The organism is Salinicoccus halitifaciens, assembly GCF_021026095.1.
In the GTDB taxonomy this organism is placed as follows: Bacteria; Bacillota; Bacilli; order Staphylococcales; family Salinicoccaceae; genus Lacicoccus; species Lacicoccus halitifaciens.
This window is the reverse complement of record NZ_JAJNCU010000001.1, coordinates 394,066-413,226: the sequence shown is the minus strand read 5'-3', so window position 1 is coordinate 413,226 and position 19,161 is coordinate 394,066. Positions and strand designations below refer to the sequence as shown.

Below are 19,161 nucleotides of genomic sequence, written 5' to 3'. Positions count from 1 at the left end.
AACTTAAAGCAAAATGATAAAAGGCCGTAAACCCATACAGTTTACGGCCTTTTATAACATCAGACTTCAGGTACAAAAGCATCTTTCGGTATAGTGACATGGACGCCCTTGTTCGTATTGACCACCTGTGTGATTTGAAGCTCCCCCGCCAGGGCAAGGAATGAATAGGCTTCCTGTTCCGTCATGTCCTGATATTCCTCCAAAAACTCGATGGCCTTCAAGGAAGCCTCTTCTGCCGCATCATCCAGGTTTTCATTGAACGCATGGATATGCCACGCATCCTCCGTCTCGAGCAGAGGCTGCGAAAAGTGAAAATCCTTCCTCACCTTCACTCTGATCAGGCAGTTTGCCGAAGCTTCGACGCCCGTACCGTTCAGTTCGCTGTCGCCCTGTGCGAGGTGGGCATCCCCGAGGGAGAGGAGTGCACCTTTGTTGAAAACGGGATAATACATCGTTGTATCCGCCCCGATCCTCCAGTTGTCGATGTTGCCCCCGAAATTTGAAGGTGGCACGGTACTGATCTTCCCGTCCTCCTCCGGGGCGACACCGATCGTGCCCATATGGAGCTGGGCCGGGATCCGCATTCCCCGAAACCCTTCTTCTTTTGTGATTTCACTTTCGTCAACGATCCGGCCGTTTACGTCATAGGCGCCCGGATATTCGTATTTGTATTTCTGGGTCAGCCACTGGGCATGATCATCCAATTCATAAATCATGACGTGCTCATTTTCCTCATACTTCTCTCTATGGAATAAAAAGCCCCAAGGTGCCGACAGATTAGAGCCGTATGGCTGTCTCGGCTCAATATCGAGAATCTGGACCTCCAGCATATCGCCTGGTTCTGCACCCTTCACTTCAATCGGCCCTGTAAGCAGGTGCGGCCCGGGCTTTCTAGACTCTTCCGGGATATTACGGTATATTTCCTTCGTCGTCTCGTCCATCATCAGCTCTGGTGCATCACCGGCCTGGTGGGTGATCGTTTCCACAAAGACGAAATCTCCAGACTCGACAGTGAGCACCGGGGCGAGGGAATTATCCCAGTGCCCCCAGTGGACCGTGCCGGAGTCCGCTTCCAGTACATGAAGCTTTGCATCTTTTATAAGGTCTGCCAAACTGCTTTTCAAATTTGAATAACGCATTTTTCCACCCCCTTCGTTTATGATATCTTTACCCTCTTATACCAGGAAATAAATGATCAGTGATATTCCGGAGACCATCAGTGCGGCAATGAGCGTGAATATCAGTGTCTGTTTATAGACATCTGCAATCTTATCCTGGATACCGGCGGTACTTGTTGCAAGTATGATATTCGAAGGTGCGATTGCATTACCGATTGCACCACCGGTCGATTGTGCAGCAATGGCCTGCGGCAGCGACAATCCGTCCATCGCATTGGCGACCGAGCCGTGCAATGGCGCGAACACCACGTTTGAAGAAGTGTTCGAGGATGTCATGAATGAACCGATGAGGCCGATGAAGTTCGCCAGAGCAAGGTATACCGGCGGGTTGGCCACGGTGCCGATGCCCAGAGCAAGCACTGTAATCTGCCCTGAAGCGCCCATGACTTCTGTCATGGTCAGGAAACCGGCAATCGCCAGGGATGCACCCAGGGCGTTGTCTTTCACGCCGTCCCAAATTTCCTTCCCGTAGCCGGAATCATATAAACCGAGCCGCTTATACCAGATGACGCCGAATATTGCACCAAGGAGTATATAGATGGCCGGATGCGTGAGGGATATTGGAGAATACTCCGCTGTCCCCTCCTCGGTGAAGCCGTAACCCGTCTCTGTCTCAGGGAACGGCGGGCCGAATTCAATCTGATCCAGGAAATTGCTGATCGTCGGCACGCCGAGTGCGACGACTGTCAGGACAGTAAGGACATAGTATGGCATGAATGCCTTATGGATGGAGATGTCCGGCCTCTCCTCCTCTGTTTCCTCCCGGTCCTCTGGATCCTGCATGATCTTCGTCTTTTCATCAGACTTCGATTTTTCACCGTATTTCTTGGTTTTCGCAAACAGGATCAATGCAGCCATGGCAATCGCAGCCGGTATGAAGGCGCTGAGCTCAGGGCTGAACATCGCAACTATCATCTGGCCTCCGCCATGGATGATCGAGATGGTGATGATGAGCAGGAAACCGTCTTTGATGCCCTGCCATCCAGCATATATGAATGCAATTGACAGGCCTGAGAGCAGGTTCACCGCCCACAGCATGAGGGTGGTGTAAAACAGCGTTGCAGTGATATTTTCTATTTCAACCGCGTTGATGGTCGCTATCCATCCGACGCCGACCGTACCGAACATGTTGGCCCACAAGTGTCCTATCAATGGGATGACGACCGCAGCTACGGGTTTGACGCCGATTCCTATAAGTAAAGGTGCCACCACTGCAATCGGAACACCGAACCCTGCCACACCCTGCAGGAAGGATGAAAATACCCAACCGAATGCAAGGACGAGGAACAGATAGTTCTGGCTGTAATCCTCTATATCTTCCCTGATCACTTCAAATGCCCCGGCTTTTTTCGAGGAATGATAAAGGAATAAGGCTGTCCAGACGACCAGTAGTATGAACAGCGCTTCCCATAACCCTTTACCTACACCGACCGCCATGTTGTCGAGCGGTGCCTCGTAAAGGAAATATGCGATTGCCGCAGCGACTGCTGCGGCAATCCAGCCGGATGTGCCGCCCGACCATCTGAAGACCACCAGCATGATTAAAAGCAGTGCCAGCGGCAGCGCGGCCATCGACCAATGTAGTATATCCAATGGTAGTGAATGATCCATTTCCAATAAACTCCTTTACTATTATTTAATTACCAGCTGAGAGCGATGCCGTCCCCTCTCGGGTCTGCACCCGCTTCGTAAAGTCCGTCTTCAATCCGTATGGCCTGCGCATGCCCCATCGTCTGGGAATAGGCAGGCAGTATCTCCACTTCGTGGCCGAGGCTTTCAAGTGCCTCTATGTTGCTGTCCGCAACACGCTTTTCGAATTTCAGCGAGTCACTGTCATCGCCCCATGTGCGGCCGTACAGCCATCTCGGTGCTTCAATCGCCTGCTGGACGTTGTAGCCGAAGTCGACGATCCTTGTGATGAGGGCACTCTGGGTCTGCGGCTGTCCTTCGCCGCCCATTGAACCCATCAGAAGATAAGGTCTGCCGTTCTTCATCACCATGGCCGGCATGATTGTATGGAACGTCTTCTTGCCTGGTTCCAGCCTGTTGATGTGATTGCCGTCCAGGGAAAAGAACGAGCCCCTGTTCTGCAGCAGGAAGCCGCCGTCTGCCATGAATCCTGAGCCGAATTCATGGTAAACGCTCTGTATCATGGACACGGCATTGCCCTCTCCATCGACTGCTGCGAAATACGTCGTATCCCTGTTGGTTTTAAGCGCAGGCAGACGATTCAGATCTTCCTGTAAATTCGCTTTGTCTTCACTGAAATGATCCAGCATCCGGGTGGTCTGTTCATCCGAGAGCAGTTCATCGACGGGTACATGTTCCTTATCAGGATCTGTCACCCACTGGTCCCTGTATTGAAATGTAATCTTAGCTGCTTCTGCCATGAGGTGGTAATATTGAGGGGTGTTATCTCTTAAGCGGTTGAAATCAAATTGGTTGAAAATATTCAGCATCATCAATGCTGCAACGCCCTGTGTATTGGGCTTCAATTGATAAACTTCATAGTCATCACGGTAAGTCGTGGATATCGGATCCTGCCATTCACTTTTATGATTTTTCAGATCCTCCATCGACAGCAGTCCGCCTGCATCCTGAAGTGAAGCAGTCATCTTCTCTCCCACTTCTCCTTCATAGAAAGCCGAAGCACCTTCTTTTGCGATGCTTTTCAATGTTTCGGCAAGCTCACTCTGCACTAAAATATCATTCGTTTTCAATGGCTCTCCGTCCGGTATGAAAACAGCAGCAGTCTTATCATGCTGATCGATCTTATCCTTCTCCTGGATTATGAAATCCGCAAGCTTCTCCGTCACCGGAAAACCTTCTTCCGCGTGATAAACGGCTTCTTCAAAAAGCTCCGCCCATTCCAGACGGCCGTATTTTTCATGCATCGCTTCCCATGCCGCAACCGTACCCGGCACGGTCCCGCTCGACAGCGGCCCTTCCTCGGGTATGCTGTCATATCCTTTCTCTTTGAAAAAATCGATCGTCGCCTTCCCTGCAGCTTTACCGCTGCCGTTCATGGCACGTACATTGTCCTCATTCCCGTCTTTGATGAGGGCGAATAAATCCCCGCCGATACCTGCCATATGGGGATATACAACCGACAGCACAGCATTCGAAGCAATCGCTGCTTCTACAGCATGGCCGCCTCTTCTTATGATGTTCTCACCGGCCTGCGTCGCAAGGTAATGCGGCGTTGTCACGGCTCCGCGCTTTCCTGTCGCAGGACTTCTGCCGGTTTCCAAAAAATCCATTTCCTGGTTTCCTGATTCCAACATTTATATCACCTTTCCATATAATCATTCAACCCGTGTCTTCCCGCTTCCAACAGTGGAATAAACTTCAAATTGTAGACCTATATGTCAGAAATGTGAAAACCATAATAAACATGCAAGTATAATGTAAATAGTAAATTTTTCACATAAATAAACCGTACAGAGCTATTCTGTACGGTTCCGGGGTAAAACTATTCTTATATGAAATCTCCTGCAGCAGGCAAGTATATCACTCTTCTGTTTTCACGCTGATGTGCAGTTCCTCCAGCTGATCTTCGGATACGGCTGACGGTGCGTTCATCATCAGATCGCTTGCACTTGCGGTTTTAGGGAATGCGATGACGTCCCTGATGTTGTCGGTGCCTGCAAGCAGCATGACGAAGCGGTCGAAGCCGTAGGCGATGCCGCCATGGGGCGGTGCACCGTATGTGAATGCCTCAAGCAGGAATCCGAACTGCTCATCCCGCTCTTCATCGGTGAATCCGAGTGCACGGAACATCCGCTCCTGCAGCACCCTGTCGTGGATGCGGATAGAGCCCCCGCCGAGTTCATAGCCGTTCAAGACGATGTCGTAGGCATTGGCCTTCACTTCTTCCGGTGCAGTCTCAAGCTTGTCTTCATCCTCTTTCTTCGGTGAGGTGAATGGATGGTGGGCGGCGACGTAACGGTCATTGTCCTCATCATACTCAAGGAGCGGCCAGTCCGTCACCCACAGGAAGTTGAACTGTTCCTTATCGATCAGTCCAAGATCTTTCCCGAGCTTGTTGCGCAGGTTCCCGAGTGATGCATGGACGACTTTTTTCTTATCAGCCACAAACAGCACCAGGTCGTTTGAGCCGATGCCGAGCAAAGATTTGAGCTCAGCCTGTTTTTCTTCATCAAAGAATTTCGCAATCGGCCCGGTGAATCCATCTTCCGAAGATTTCATCCACGCGAGACCTTTGGCGCCATATGTCTTCACAAAGCTTTCAAGCTTGTCTATGTCTTTCCTTGAATAAGCATCCGCCTGATCCGGCACGACAAGTGCGTTCACCATGCCGCCCGATTCCGCCGTGGATTTGAATACTTTGAATTCCGTCGTCCTGCTGAATTCGGTGATGTCCTGAAGGTACAGACCGAACCGTGTATCCGGTTTATCCACGCCGTACTTCGCCATGGCTTCATCATAGGTGATTCTCTGGAACGGTGTGGTGACTTCCACGCCCTTGACGTCTTTCATGATCTGCGTGATCATTCTTTCATTCAGTGCGATGACATCTTCCTGACCGACGAATGACTGTTCGATATCGATCTGCGTGAATTCCGGCTGCCTGTCGGCGCGCAGGTCCTCATCCCTGAAACATTTGACGATCTGATAGTACTTCTCCATTCCGGAAAGCATCAGCAGCTGCTTGTAAATCTGCGGCGACTGCGGGAGTGCGTAAAATTCACCTTCATGCACGCGTGATGGGACGAGATAATCCCGTGCACCTTCCGGTGTTGATTTTGAAAGTACAGGCGTCTCAACATCGATGAAACCTTCTTCATCCAAAAAGCGGCTCACACTCTGCTTCAGGCGGTGACGCAGCTTCAGGATGTTCTGCAGTTTCGGCCGCCTCAAGTCCAGATATCTGTACTTCAGTTTGACGTCTTCGGTGACGGTCTCGTCCTGAATATGGAACGGCGGTGTTTTCGCCTTTGAAATCACATCGATTTCATCAACGATGACCTCGATTTCCCCGGTATCGATATTCGGATTGACCTGTGATGCATCCCTCTTTGATATCGTACCGTTTATATTGATGACGTATTCACTCCGTACATCTTCCGCTGTGTTCAGCGCCTTTTCCGAAACTTCCGGATTGAAGACGATCTGGATGACACCGCTCCGGTCCCTGAGGTCAATGAAGATCAGTCCGCCGAGGTCGCGCCTTCTCTGGACCCAGCCGGATAGTTGGACGGATGCCCCCGCCTCTTTGCCAATCGTTTCTGAAATGAATGCTCTAGTCATTTTTTAATCCTCCAAGTAGTTTTTCAGTTCATCTATGTTCATCTTCTGGGACGCCCCGTCCTGCATGCTCTTGAGCTCGACCTCGCCGGAATTGATTTCATCTTCCCCGAGGACGATGACATGTTCAGCACGTTTCCTGTCGGCATCTTTCATCTGGGCTTTCAATTTCCTGCGCTTATAATCCATATCGGCGCTGATGCCCTTCGTCCTGAGCTCATGCAGCAGAGTGCCGGCCTTATCAAATGAATTGTCATCCATCGTGCAGATGTACAGCTTGATGCCTTTAGGCTGTTCAAGCTCAATGCCTTCCGCCTCCAGGGCCATCAGCAGCCGCTCTATGCTGAGTGCAAATCCGATGCCGGTCTCGTGCGGGCCGTCCAGCAGTTCGAGCAGGCCGTTATACCGGCCGCCGCCGCAAAGCGTGGTGATCGCGCCGAAGCCTTCAGCATCACTCATCAGCTCGAAAGCGGTATGTGTATAATAATCGAGCCCCCTGACCAGGTTGTAATCCACTTCATATTCGATGCCTATATCGGTCAGCTTTTCCTTCACCGTCTCGAAATATGCCTTGGACTCTTCATTCAGGAAGTTATAGATGACGGGCGCTGTTTTGACCAGTTCGTGATCCCTGTCTTTTTTGCAGTCGAGGATCCTCATCGGGTTTGTGTCGATTCTGGATTGGCAGTCGGCACAGAATTCATCGATCCTCGGTTCAAAATGGCTGACGAGCGCATCGTTGTATTCCTTCCGGCTCTGATGGTCGCCGATCGAGTTGATATAGAGTTTCAGGTTCTTCAGTCCGAACGACTGGTAAATGTGCATGAGCATGCTCAGCACCTCGACATCAATCAGCGGATCTTCCACACCGATGGCTTCAATGCCGAACTGTACGAACTGGCGGTAGCGTCCCTTCTGTTTCCGCTCGTATCTGAACATCGGTTCCTTGTAGAACACTTTCACCGGCTGGTTGACGTCGTGCTGCATCTTGTTTTCGATATAGCTCCTCACGACCGGTGCCGTGCCTTCAGGCCTCAAAGTCAGGCTGCGCCCGCCCTTGTCCTCGAAAGTGTACATTTCCTTGTTCACGATATCCGTCGAGCCGCCGACGCCCCTCACGAACAGCTCTGTCGCTTCAAAGACAGGGGTGCGGATTTCCCGGTAATTGTAATTTGCAGCGATTTCCCTCAACTTCTCTTCTATGACCTGCCACTTGTAACTTTCCCCGGGCAGTATGTCCTGCGTCCCTCTTGGTATTTGAATCATTCTTCACCACTCCTCATAAAATAAAAAAAGCCCCTTATACCTCGAAAGGTATAAGGGACGAAATTGCCGTGTTGCCACCCTAATTTGACCGATCCCGCTCCGGATCGATCCTTTGGCATGATAACGATTGCCACCGTCTGTCAATGACAGCATCTCCTCCGAAGTGTCGGCAGATATATTTTACGGGTGTTCACTTTCAGCATATGTGAACATCTCTGGAACCCGCTGTGATATACCCTCTTCAGATCAAATGATTTTCATTTATATTAATGTATATATTAGTCATTCGGCCATTCAAAGTCAAGACAATCAATACAAATAATCGTGTATGCCTTCGACGATGGCCCGGGCCATCAAGTCCTGGTATGCTTCATCGGATAACAGCCTGTCGTCGATTTCATTGCTCAAATAACCCAGTTCGATCAGGACTGCGGGATAATCGAGCTGCCATGTGACCTGATAATTCGACTGATGCGTACCGCGGTTGCGGAACTTTGAATATCCGTCCAGTGCAGTGTTCATCGTTTCCGCAAATTCACGCTGGTATTCATACGTGTAATATGTCGTGAAGCCGGTGATGGAAGCGTCGTTCATCGCATCACTATGCAGGCTGATGAATAAGTCCCCCTGGACTTCCCTGTCATCGAGCGAGGCATATTCATCCTGCCCTCTCGTGAATTCGACATCGGCGCCTGCAGCTTCAAGCGTTTCTGCAGTCTTGAGGGCGATGCTGTAGACGATTTCAGCCTCCGTCTTGCCCGATACGCTCGGAGCGCCGGGGTCCCTGCCACCGTGGCCGGGATCGATGATGATTGTCTCCCCGTCGAATGATATATCCGCTTCCTGGTCAAAATCCATCGCGACGTAAGTCCATTCTTCATCATCCCCGCCCCCGGCAAGGGCCGACACGGTCAAAAACATGAAGTAGACAATTGATATGACCGCAACTGCAGATAAAATGAAGAAGAGCGGGATAAGGTAGGCAGGCTTCCTGTTCTTTAAAAACCGGATGAATGTTTGTACGAACCCATCCGCACCTTTCCTTACACTGTTCATCAGAGGATCTTGCCGTCCCTGGACTCGTAAATGATGGTGATGGGGCCGTCGTTATTGATGTAAACATTCATGTGCTCGCCGAAAAAGCCCTCTTTCACCGTCAGGCCATAGCTTTCGAGTGCCGTATTGAATTCTTTGTACAATTCGATTGCACGGTCACTCTTGGCAGCCCGAGTGAAGCTCGGCCGGTTGCCCTTTTTGACATCGGCATACAGGGTGAACTGGGAAATGCTCAAAATTTCGCCTTTGACATCATCGATCGAAAGGTTGATTTTATCTTCATCATCTTCGAAGTTCCTGGATTTTGCGATCTTTTCGGCAAGCTTCACTGCATCCGCCGACGTCGATTCTTCACTGACACCTACAAGGAGTACATATCCGTGATTGATCTCATTATACAGATCCTGTTTCACCACACGGGCATCCCTGACTTTCTGTAGAACCACCTTCATCTTTTCACCTCATTTAAATACTCGCTCGACACTGTAAATATCTTTAAGCTGTTTGATCTTATCGACGATCCGGTACAGGTCGGTCGTATTCTGGACCATCACGGACACATTGACCTTGGCATATTTATCCACGTCGCTTTTGGCATTTACGTGGGTAATCGGGAATTTGGTGCTGGCGATGACATTCAATATTTCGTTCACGAGGCCTGCACGGTCATATCCTCTGATTTCAAGGTCCGCCTGATATTTCCGGTCCTTATTCTTATTTTTGACCCAGCCCACATCGATGATGCGTTCCGTTTCGTTGACGATATTCGGGCAGCTCGATACGTGGACTTTGACCCCGTGCCCTTTTGTGATGTAACCGGTGATGTCGTCACCAGGTATGGGGTTGCAGCATTTGGATAAGTTGATGAGCAGGTTGTCCATACCTTCCACATAAACTCCGGATTCGGTGGATATCTCCTTATAGTGATGCGACCGGTCGATATCCTCTACATCATTGGCCGTGGCACCTTCGGATGACTTGAATTTCTCCATCAGGCGGTTCGCCACCTGCTGTGCGGTCACACCGCCAAAGCCAATCATCGCATACAAATCCTCTTCATTGTTCAGGTTGTACCTGTCGAGCACCGGTTCGATGTACTTATCCTTCAATATATCATCCGGCTTGTGTTCGCGCTTTTTGATTTCCGCTTCGACCGCGAGCCTGCCCTTTTCAATATTGCTTGCCCGGTCCTGCTTTTTGAAGAATGATCTGATTTTATTTTTGGCGCTGCTTGATTTCACAAGCTTCAGCCAGTCCATGCTCGGCCCGTACGACTGCTTGCTCGTCCTGATCTCGACGATGTCCCCCGTTTCCAGCGGATGGTCGATCGTGACGATTTTCCCGTTCACCTTGGCGCCGATCATCCGGTTGCCGACTTCCGAGTGCACCTGATAGGCAAAGTCGATCGGCACCGCACCTTTCGGCAGTTCGATCACATCGCCGTTCGGCGTGAAGACGTAGACTTTATCACTCAAAAGATCCGTCTTCAGCGCTTCCATGAATTCCTCGGCATCGGGTGATGACGTTTCCTGGTCGACGAGTTCCTTGAACCAGTCGATGCCCGTATCCTTGCCTTCTTTGTAAGCCCAGTGAGCAGCAACCCCGTGCTCCGCTATTTCATGCATTTCATAAGTCCTGATCTGTATCTCAAGCGGGTCACCCTGCGGCCCGACGACCGTCGTATGCAGAGACTGGTACATGTTCGGCTTCGGCATCGCGATATAATCCTTGAACCGTCCCGGCAGCGGCTTCCAGATCGTATGGATCACGCCGAGGACCGCGTAGCAGTCCTTGATGTTATCCACCAGAACCCGGACAGCCAGCAGGTCGAATATCTGGTCGAACTGCTTGCTCTGCTTCTTCATCTTCTTGTATATACTGTAGATGTGTTTCGGCCTGCCCGACAGGCTGCCCTCGATATTCGTCTTCTTCATTTCCGCTTCGATTTTATCGATGGCCTCGCTGATGACGTCCTCACGCTCGCTGCGCTTCTTCTTCATCATGCTCACGATCTTGAAATACTGCTTCGGTTCAATGTAACGGAGCGCCGTATCCTCAAGCTCCCATTTGATGCTTGAAATACCGAGCCTGTGAGCGAGCGGTGCGTAGATTTCAAGCGTTTCAAGCGATGTTCTGTACTGTTTGTCTTCAGGCATGGCCTTCAGCGTCCGCATGTTGTGCAGCCGGTCGGCGAGCTTCACTAATATGACCCGGATGTCCTTTGCGATGGCCACGAATAATTTACGGTGGTTTTCGGCCTGCTGCTGCTGGCGGGAACGGTATTTCACCTTCTCGAGCTTTGTCACGCCGTCCACGATGATTGCGACCTCTTCATTGAACATCTCGACGAGATCATCATAAGTGTAGATTGTATCCTCGACGACATCATGCAGGAACCCTGCGATGATCGTCGGGCCGTCCAGCTTCAGTTCAGCCAATATCCCCGCCACCTGGACCGGATGGAGTATGTAAGGCAAACCGTTTTTCCTGAACTGCCCGTCATGTGCTTCAAATGCCAGGTCATAAGCTTTTTTGATCATCTTCAAGTCATCGTCGGACAAATAAGCTTCACACATTTTTATGACATCGTCTCTCGTATATGGATATTCCCTGCTCATGACCTTCACCGCCCTTATATTAAAATAGATAGAACCATCATACTATAATTCATAAAACAAATAAATCCCGCTATAAAAAAAAGCCTGGTTTTACAGACTTTTTAAGAATCATATGAGATTAATGATATCGCATCATAACCTTCAAGCAGCTTCCTGCCGCCAAGGTATTCAAGCTCGATCAGAAACGCGATTCCGGCGACGATGCCGCCGAGTGCCTCGACGAGCTTGATCGTCGCGACGATCGTTCCGCCTGTGGCGAGCAGATCGTCTGTGATCAGCACCCGCTGACCCGGTTTGATCGCATCTTTGTGCATCGCCAGCGTGTTCGAGCCGTACTCGAGGTCATATTCATACTCTATGACTTCTCGCGGCAGCTTGCCCGCTTTCCTGACAGGCGCAAAACCGATGCCCATGCTGTACGCCACGGGACATCCGATGATGAACCCCCTCGCCTCCGGTCCGACGACGATATCGACTTCCTTTTCCCTGGCAAACTCGACGATCTGGTCGGTCGCGTAGCCATACGCCTCGCCGTTGTCCATGATCGTCGTGATGTCCTTGAAGCTTACACCCTTCTTGGGCCAATCCTGTACTTCTGATACATACTCTTTAAGATTCATTATTTCCTCCATCATCTGCAATCAATATCTTAATGTAGTTCTTCAATTCCTGTGTCGAGGACATTTTCAATTTAGCCTCTGATTGAATCCTCTGATCGATGGCAGATTTAACCTTCGAATTTTCGACTTCACTTTCAGTGAGTTCGTTATTTGTATCTTTCTTATTGATTATACCATTTTTCACTTCGATTTTCCCGAGTTCTTCCAGTATATCTGTGACCATTTTTAATATTTTCATGCTGATATTGAAGTGTGCCGCAAAAGCATGGGCGTCGGTGGCCAGATTGATGGAACCGTCCTCCCTGTTGCCGATCAGCTGGTATACGCCTTCCACAAGGCCGAAGTCCGGCGCCCCGGTGAAATAAAATTCTTCCTTCGTATTGAAGATCATGATGATCTTGGAGACGTGGATGTTTCTGATCGATTCTCCGAGCAGCTCGAGTGACTCCGGCAGATCACGCAGCACGAGCGTGTCAATCGCAAAAGGTAGCTGCTCACCGTAATGGTAATAGTTTTGGGACTTCTTCTCCCTGCCGCGGTTGATCAAAAAATGATCTTCAACCGATATCATGTCGAAGTTCTGGTTCACCCGGCTGCGCATATCAATGATCTGGACATTGGATATTTCCGCATCCTGGATGATCATCTGAAGTGACCTCGTCTGGTTGAATTCATTGATGTTGACCGTCCCGACAAGGCTGATCCTGTCCCCGGCGGACACTTCATGGAAGAGATGCCCGAAGTTGAAGCCGATGGTGTCGATGGATATGTCCTGAAAGGTGATTTTGATGTGGTTCCTGTCTTTGCCGACCTGCCGCACGCTCTCGATGCGGCCCTGATTGATCATGAAGATGGGCCTGGTGAAACCCTGCCCGAAAGGCTTCAAATTTTCGAACCGTTCGAATTCGGCCAATTTGAACTCATCTTTTTCAATCATCATGTCGATGTATTTCACGGGTTTGAGTGACAGTTCCTTGTCCTTGAAATGCTGTTCGACGGCCTCTTTGAATTCATTGAATTCATGAGCCGCCACTTCGATGCCGAACGCCTGTGAATGGCCGCCGATTTTGCTGATGAATCCATCCTTTTCCCTCACAGCCTCAAGCAGGTTCAACCCGTCGATCGAACGGGCGGAGCCCCTGTATACGGCACCGTCCAAAGTGAAGACGATGGCGGGCTTGCCGTAAGCCTCCGTCAGTTTCGAGGCGACGATGCCGATGACACCGGGATGATAGTCTTCACCGCGGACGATGATGATGTCCTCATCCTCTTCATAGAGTCCGGTTGCATCGGTGAATGTTTCAATGACGATCTCTTTCCTTTCATCGTTCAGGGCCTCAAGTTCCGAGGCCAGCTCGAAAGCTTTCGTACGATCTTCCGTCAGCAGTAATTCGACTGCGATTTCCGCATCTGCAATCCGCCCTGAACTGTTCAGCCTCGGGGCAATGCCGAAGCCGATGGTTTCCTCATCCACGGAACCCGTGTGTCCCGAAACGGACAGCAGCGTCCTTACCCCCGTCGAAGGGTTTGCGTTGATCTGCTGCAGACCGTCGATGACGAGCTTTTTATTTTCACCGGTGATGCTGACCATATCCGCGACCGTGCCGATGGCCACGAGCTGGAGCATGTCGGCAGTGGCGAGCCCGAGGGCGGTGATCAGTTTATAGGTGATCCCGACACCGGCAAGGTGTTCAAACGGATACTCCCCTTCCGGATGTGCAGCGTGGACGATGATTGCATCAGGCAGTGTATGTGCAAACTCATGGTGATCCGCTACAATCACATCGATGCCTTCACTTTTCAAGAATCCGATCTCATCCACTGCAGCAACGCCGTTGTCCACCGTGATCACAAGATCATAGCGGCCGACGACCCGTGATTTGAAGAGATCGATATTCGGACCGTACCCATGCTCGATCCTGTTTGGGATGATATAATCCACAACCGCACCGGCACTTTTCAGTGCCGAGTAAAGAATCGCGGTGCTCGTGATGCCATCCGCATCGAAGTCGCCGTATATGAGGATGCCTTCCCCTCCGGCCACAGCTGTTTCTATTCTCGAGACGGCCTCATCCATGGAGAAGATGCCATTCTCATCATGGGTCCCGGTTTCGTAGAGGCTTTTAAGCTGTTCGTCGGTCGTATAGCCCCGGTTTTCCAATATATGCTGCTCTAAGCTGTTCAGGCGGTATTTTTTTTTGAGTGACTCCGGCAGCACTTCGCCAGTATTACGGACTTTCCATTCATACTTGGATTTAAACATAGATTCTTCATCCTTCAAAAAAATGCCCGGAACCTCCAGGCATTCTTAAATAGTATTAAACTAAGATCTTCTCATCATTCGTTTTGCTGTCTTCATAGACGACCAGTTCACCATCGTTCTTCCTGAGCTGGCGCTTCTTCAGGACGCCCCACAGCTGGATGGCGATGAAGAAGGAGGAATAGACCCCGCTCACCAGCCCGATCAGCAGACCGAGGCTGAAGCCGAATATCGAACTGCTTCCGAACATCACGAGAAGCAGTACGACCAGGAAGACTGTAAGCACCGTATTGATGGACCGGGTCGCCGTCTGCCTGAGTGACCGGTTGATGATCATATCGATCGTCTCCTCGCTCCGGATCACCTTGATTTTGCGCAGGTTCTCACGGATCCTGTCAAATGTCACAATCGTGTCATTTATGGAATAACCGACGATGGTCAGGACGGCAGCGATGAACGTGATGTTCACTTCTATCCTGAGTATTGAGAACAAAGCGACCATTATGAACACATCATGCATCAGCGCAATGACCGCCGGCAATGCCATCCGCCACTCGAAGCGAATGGATGCATAAATGATGATGCCGGCCGACGCGATCAGCAGGGCGAGTATCGCATTCCGCACCAGTTCCTGGCCGATGGTCGGGCTGACGGTGCTGATCATAGGGACCGTGCCGTACATTTCTTCGAAAGTGTCCTGGAGCATCGTCACTTCATCCTGCGACAGATCAACGGTGTACCGTGCCACCACGATATTTTCACCGGAGGTGGTGATGCTGTCCGGCGGCGTGCCGAGTTCTGCGAGTGTGGCTTCCACTTCGTCCACACCGGCTTCATCGGTCGTCTCGATATCCGCCCTTGTGCCGCTTGTGAAATCCACACCGAGGTTAAGGTTGAAGACGGCGAGTGCGCCAAGGCCGAGCAGCAGGAGCACCCCGCTGAAGATGAAGTATTTCTTCGTATGCTTCACGAAATCGAATCGATCCCAAGGTGTCTTCAGATCTTCGATATCCTTGCCTTCGCTCAGTTTGAACCTGTCTTTTTCCCTGATTCCGAACAACCACAATTTGTCGTTCAGGTAACCGGAATGGATGATGAGCCTCATCAGCACCCTTGTCAGGAATACAGCAGTGACGAAGCTCATCACGATGGAAAGGATCAGCATGGTGGCGAACCCTTTCACACTGCTCGTGCCGAATGCAAACAGCACAAGGCCTGCTATCAAGGTGGTGATGTTTGCATCCAGGATCGTCCAGATCGAATTCTGCGCCGCTTTTTTGTAAGCCGTCTTTATGTTGCGGCCGATCCGCAGTTCGTCTTTCAGCCGTTCATATAAAATGATGTTGGCATCGACCGCCATCCCGACCCCGAGTATGAGGGCGGCGATTCCCGGGAGTGTCAGGACCCCGTTGATCATATTGAAGCCCAAAACCGTCAGGTAGATATAGACGATCAGCGTGACCGTCGCCACCAGACCCGGCAGCCTGTAAAATCCAATCATGTATATGAATACGAGCACGACACCGATCAGGCCCGCGATGAGCGTCTCCTGCAGCGCCTGCTCACCGAACTGCGCCCCGACGGAAGTCGAATACACCTCGGTGAGCTGCACAGGCAGGGAACCGGAGTTCAAAAGTGCCGCGATATTCTGTGCACGCTCCACGCCTTCCTGGCCTTCAAAACCGCCGGAAATCATGACTTCCGTCGAGTAGATCGGCTCACTCACAGTCGGAGCGGAGATGAATTTCGGATCTTCCTTCTGGGCTTCCTCGATGAAGGAATCCTCCCCTTCGACGAAGTCCATCCAGATGACCATCAGGTTCTCACCCGGCGGGCGCTCGGAAATCTCTTCCGTGATGTCCCTGAACTGCTCCGCATCCCTCAGTTCCAAGGAGACAATCGGGTTGTTGAATTCATCGAAGTTCTGGCTTGCACCACCTTCGACCAGGTCGGCACCCGACAGGAGGAGATTGTCCTCCACATCCCGGATGGTCAGTTCAGCCTGTGTGCTGAGCAGCTCCCTCGCCTCAGTCTGATCCTCCACGCCGGCAAGCTGGACCCTGATCCTGTTCCCCTCTTCTATCTGTATATTGGGTTCCGAGACCCCGAGGACGTTCACACGGGAATCCAGTGTACTCGCAGTGCTGGTGACTGCCGTATCATCAATTTCGTCCCCCTCATTCAGCGGTTCCACTTCGTACAGCACTTCGAATCCGCCCTGCAGGTCGAGCCCGAGACTGACGTCCTCCCCAACATCTTCTGCAGTGAGTGAGACGACCGTCACCAGGCCGATGCTCACGATCAAAGCCAAAATTATGTAACTTAACTTATTCCTCAAATGTGACACCTCTATTTTTTCACAACTTAACGTACCCATTATAACGTTAATGATGCCAAATTAAAATATAAAAGCCGACAACGAGTGCCGACTTTGGATTATTTAACAACTTCTTTTAATGCAACTCTTTCGAACTTGAGTACTGTACCCTGATCATCCGTGAGGATGTACATATGCTTCTGGTCGAATGACTCGACACGGCCGTGAACACCGCCGATGGTGATGATGTCATCGCCCTTCTGCAATGATTCCTGCATTTGCTGGACCTCACGCTGCTTCTTTTGGGCAGGGCGGATCATCAGGAAATACATTACCAGGATGATTGCAATAAAAGGTAATAGTGGCATGATAAATTCCATTCTTCTTATAACACTCCTTTAAAAGTTTTTTGGATTTTCAACATTCAATCCATATGACTCGAAAAACGCTTCTTTAAAATCCAATAAATTATCATTTAAAATCGCACTTCGAACATCTTCCATCAATTTTAACAGAAAATACAGGTTATGATAAGTGGTAAGTCTGAGCCCGAGTATTTCATCTGCTTTAAAAAGATGGCGAAGATAGGCTTTAGTGTAATTTTTACATGTATAACAATCGCAGTTCGGGTCGAGCGGCGTGAAATCACGTTCGAATTTTTTGTTTTTCACAACCACCCTGCCTTTCGATGTCATGGTCGTTCCGTTCCTTGCGATCCTGGTCGGCAGCACACAGTCGAACATATCCACTCCGCGGATGACACCTTCGATGAGGGAGTCCGGAGAACCGATGCCCATCAGGTAGCGGGGCTTATTTTCCGGAAGCAGCGGGATGGTGTGCTCGAGCATCCTGTACATCACCGGCTTCGGTTCACCGACGGACAGCCCGCCGATGGAATAGCCCGGAAAGTCCATGCTGACCAGGTCTTTTGCACTTTGGGCGCGTAGATCTTCATATTCGCCGCCCTGGACGATGCCGAACAGTGCCTGATCTTTATCCCGGCCCTTTTTCAGATGGTGTTCGAGGCCCCTTTCGGCCCACCTTGTCGTCCGCTCTATCGAATCCTTCACATATTTGTGTTCAGCAGGTATCGGCGGACATTCATCAAATGACATCATGATGTCGGAGCCGAGGTCATGCTGGATGTCCATGGCGCCTTCCGGGCTCAGGAACAGTTTGGACCCGTCGAGATGGCTCCTGAAATGGACGCCCTCCTCTTCGATCTTCCGTGTATCGCTCAGGCTGAATACCTGGAATCCTCCCGAGTCGGTCAGTATCGGCTTATCCCAGTTCATGAACTTATGGAGTCCGCCCGCTTCCCGGATGAGGTCGCTGCCCGGTCTGAGCCACAAGTGGTAAGTGTTCGACAGTATGATCTGACTCCCTATATCTGCAAGTTCTTCGGGTGTCATGGACTTTACCGTCGCAAGTGTCCCGACCGGCATGAAGATCGGTGTATCGATCACACCGTGCGGCGTATGGAGCTTGCCGAGCCGTGCGCCCGTCTGTTTACATGTCTTTATATGTTCATAGCGTATTGCCATCTTTTTTACCTCCATGGATGATCATCGCATCCCCAAAACTGAAGAAGCGGTAACCTTTTTCAACGGCGTGTTGATATGCATCCAGGATATTCTCCCTTGAACTGAATGCGCTCACCAGCATGACGAGCGAGGATTTCGGCAGATGGAAATTCGTGATGAGCGTGTCCACAGCCTGATACTTGAACCCCGGATATATGAAAATGTCCGTAAATCCGCTTGCGGCTTTGAACATGCCGTGGTCCCTCACGACCGTCTCGAGTGTCCGCGTGCTGGTCGTGCCCACACTGATGATCCTTTGGCCGGCACTTTTCGCCTCATTCAATATATCAGCGGTTTCACCTGAAATCAAATAATATTCCGAGTGCATCTTATGATCCTCGATCGTCTCTGCACTCACCGGCCTGAAGGTGCCGAGGCCGACATGGAGGGTGATATAGACGATTTTGACGCCGGATGCTTCAATCTCTTCAAGCAGTTCATTTGTGAAATGGAGTCCTGCGGTCGGCGCTGCAGCCGAACCGGTTTCCTTTGCATACACCGTCTGGTATCTGTCCTTATCCTCAAGCCTTTCCTTGATGTAAGGCGGGAGCGGCATCTCACCGAGTGCATCGAGGACATTTTCAAGTATCCCTTCATGATGCAGCTTCACATGACGGATGCCCTCATCGAAAGTTGCAGTGCATTCTGCAACGAGCTCGCCATTGCCGAAGACGACCTTCGTCCCCTCCTTCACTTTCCTGGCCGGGCGGATCAGCACTTCATAACCGCCTTCCACCGGGGTGAGGAGGAGCATCTCTATTTTCGCACCCGTATCCTCCTTCACACCATACAGGCGTGCAGGCAGCACTTTCGTATCATTCAGGACGAGCACATCGCCCTTATCGAAGTACTTGACGATATCACTGAACGTGCCGTCTTCAATTGTGCCGTCCTTTTTATTCAATGCGAGCAGCCGGCTTGCTGTGCGGTTTTCCAGTGGTGTCTGTGCGATCAAATTTTCCGGCAGTTCAAAATCAAACTCTTCAAGCTTCAAA

At 50.7% G+C, this 19,161-nt stretch carries 14 protein-coding genes; all 14 read right to left on the bottom strand.

Annotated elements, in window-relative coordinates; translation table 11 throughout:
* Nucleotides 1–59: 59 nt before the first annotated feature.
* The 14 genes from LPW40_RS02005 to queA all read right to left on the bottom strand — a co-directional run bounded on the left by LPW40_RS02005 (nucleotide 60) and on the right by queA (nucleotide 19,160).
* Nucleotides 60–1,139 (bottom strand): acetamidase/formamidase family protein, encoded by a 1,080-nt coding sequence (locus tag LPW40_RS02005; RefSeq protein WP_230820563.1) that lies wholly within the window; start codon nucleotides 1,137–1,139, stop codon nucleotides 60–62.
* Nucleotides 1,140–1,175: 36 nt separating this feature from the next.
* Nucleotides 1,176–2,789 carry an L-lactate permease gene (locus tag LPW40_RS02000; RefSeq protein WP_230820562.1) on the bottom strand — a complete coding sequence of 538 codons (1,614 nt, stop codon included), beginning with the start codon at nucleotides 2,787–2,789 and terminating at the stop codon, nucleotides 1,176–1,178.
* A 29-nt stretch (nucleotides 2,790–2,818) separates the two neighbouring features.
* Nucleotides 2,819–4,462, bottom strand: a complete 1,644-nt coding sequence (ggt, locus tag LPW40_RS01995) for a gamma-glutamyltransferase (RefSeq protein WP_230820561.1) — start codon at nucleotides 4,460–4,462, stop codon at nucleotides 2,819–2,821.
* A gap of 226 nt (nucleotides 4,463–4,688) precedes the next feature.
* Nucleotides 4,689–6,449, bottom strand: coding sequence for an aspartate--tRNA ligase (gene aspS, locus LPW40_RS01990; RefSeq protein WP_230820560.1), 1,761 nt, complete (start codon nucleotides 6,447–6,449; stop codon nucleotides 4,689–4,691).
* Nucleotides 6,450–6,452: 3 nt separating this feature from the next.
* A complete protein-coding gene (gene hisS, locus LPW40_RS01985) occupies nucleotides 6,453–7,712 on the bottom strand; it encodes a histidine--tRNA ligase (RefSeq protein ID WP_230820559.1) in 1,260 nt (419 codons plus the stop codon).
* Nucleotides 7,713–8,021: 309 nt separating this feature from the next.
* A complete protein-coding gene (locus LPW40_RS01980; RefSeq protein ID WP_230820558.1) occupies nucleotides 8,022–8,768 on the bottom strand; it encodes an N-acetylmuramoyl-L-alanine amidase family protein in 747 nt (248 codons plus the stop codon).
* Complete coding sequence (gene dtd / locus LPW40_RS01975) at nucleotides 8,768–9,220, bottom strand: D-aminoacyl-tRNA deacylase (RefSeq protein WP_230820557.1); 453 nt, start codon at nucleotides 9,218–9,220, stop codon at nucleotides 8,768–8,770. Before dtd ends, LPW40_RS01980 begins: the two co-directional genes overlap by 1 nt.
* 9 nt (nucleotides 9,221–9,229) lie before the next feature.
* Complete coding sequence (locus LPW40_RS01970; protein WP_230820556.1) at nucleotides 9,230–11,386, bottom strand: RelA/SpoT family protein; 2,157 nt, start codon at nucleotides 11,384–11,386, stop codon at nucleotides 9,230–9,232.
* A 101-nt stretch (nucleotides 11,387–11,487) separates the two neighbouring features.
* Complete coding sequence (locus LPW40_RS01965; RefSeq protein ID WP_230820555.1) at nucleotides 11,488–12,006, bottom strand: adenine phosphoribosyltransferase; 519 nt, start codon at nucleotides 12,004–12,006, stop codon at nucleotides 11,488–11,490.
* Complete coding sequence (gene recJ, locus LPW40_RS01960; protein ID WP_230820554.1) at nucleotides 11,996–14,269, bottom strand: single-stranded-DNA-specific exonuclease RecJ; 2,274 nt, start codon at nucleotides 14,267–14,269, stop codon at nucleotides 11,996–11,998. Before recJ ends, LPW40_RS01965 begins: the two co-directional genes overlap by 11 nt.
* A 55-nt stretch (nucleotides 14,270–14,324) precedes the next feature.
* The gene (gene secD / locus LPW40_RS01955) at nucleotides 14,325–16,643 is read right to left on the bottom strand and encodes a protein translocase subunit SecD (protein ID WP_230820553.1); all 2,319 of its coding nucleotides are present in this window, start codon (nucleotides 16,641–16,643) and stop codon (nucleotides 14,325–14,327) included.
* Nucleotides 16,644–16,702: 59 nt separating this feature from the next.
* Nucleotides 16,703–16,963 (bottom strand): preprotein translocase subunit YajC, encoded by a 261-nt coding sequence (gene yajC / locus LPW40_RS01950; protein WP_097038576.1) that lies wholly within the window; start codon nucleotides 16,961–16,963, stop codon nucleotides 16,703–16,705.
* A gap of 18 nt (nucleotides 16,964–16,981) precedes the next feature.
* Entirely contained in the window at nucleotides 16,982–18,127 is a 1,146-nt protein-coding gene (gene tgt, locus LPW40_RS01945; protein WP_230820552.1) for a tRNA guanosine(34) transglycosylase Tgt, read from the bottom strand.
* Nucleotides 18,111–19,160 carry a tRNA preQ1(34) S-adenosylmethionine ribosyltransferase-isomerase QueA gene (gene queA / locus LPW40_RS01940; RefSeq protein WP_230820551.1) on the bottom strand — a complete coding sequence of 350 codons (1,050 nt, stop codon included), beginning with the start codon at nucleotides 19,158–19,160 and terminating at the stop codon, nucleotides 18,111–18,113. The genes tgt and queA overlap by 17 nt, the downstream gene beginning before the upstream one ends.
* Between the last annotated feature and the right edge of the window lies 1 nt (nucleotide 19,161).

Bases quoted from the DNA above. Each gene is read 5' to 3' on its own strand.
- LPW40_RS02005 (WP_230820563.1), bottom strand. From the start codon at position 1,139: ATGCGTTATTCAAATTTGAAAAGCAGTTTGGCAGACCTTATAAAAGAT.
- LPW40_RS02000 (WP_230820562.1), bottom strand. From the start codon at position 2,789: ATGGATCATTCACTACCATTGGATATACTACATTGGTCGATGGCCGCG.
- ggt (WP_230820561.1), bottom strand. From the start codon at position 4,462: ATGTTGGAATCAGGAAACCAGGAAATGGATTTTTTGGAAACCGGCAGA.
- aspS (WP_230820560.1), bottom strand. From the start codon at position 6,449: ATGACTAGAGCATTCATTTCAGAAACGATTGGCAAAGAGGCGGGGGCA.
- hisS (WP_230820559.1), bottom strand. From the start codon at position 7,712: ATGATTCAAATACCAAGAGGGACGCAGGACATACTGCCCGGGGAAAGT.
- LPW40_RS01980 (WP_230820558.1), bottom strand. From the start codon at position 8,768: ATGAACAGTGTAAGGAAAGGTGCGGATGGGTTCGTACAAACATTCATC.
- dtd (WP_230820557.1), bottom strand. From the start codon at position 9,220: ATGAAGGTGGTTCTACAGAAAGTCAGGGATGCCCGTGTGGTGAAACAG.
- LPW40_RS01970 (WP_230820556.1), bottom strand. From the start codon at position 11,386: ATGAGCAGGGAATATCCATATACGAGAGACGATGTCATAAAAATGTGT.
- LPW40_RS01965 (WP_230820555.1), bottom strand. From the start codon at position 12,006: ATGAATCTTAAAGAGTATGTATCAGAAGTACAGGATTGGCCCAAGAAG.
- recJ (WP_230820554.1), bottom strand. From the start codon at position 14,269: ATGTTTAAATCCAAGTATGAATGGAAAGTCCGTAATACTGGCGAAGTG.
- secD (WP_230820553.1), bottom strand. From the start codon at position 16,643: ATGGGTACGTTAAGTTGTGAAAAAATAGAGGTGTCACATTTGAGGAAT.
- yajC (WP_097038576.1), bottom strand. From the start codon at position 16,963: ATGGAATTTATCATGCCACTATTACCTTTTATTGCAATCATCCTGGTA.
- tgt (WP_230820552.1), bottom strand. From the start codon at position 18,127: ATGGCAATACGCTATGAACATATAAAGACATGTAAACAGACGGGCGCA.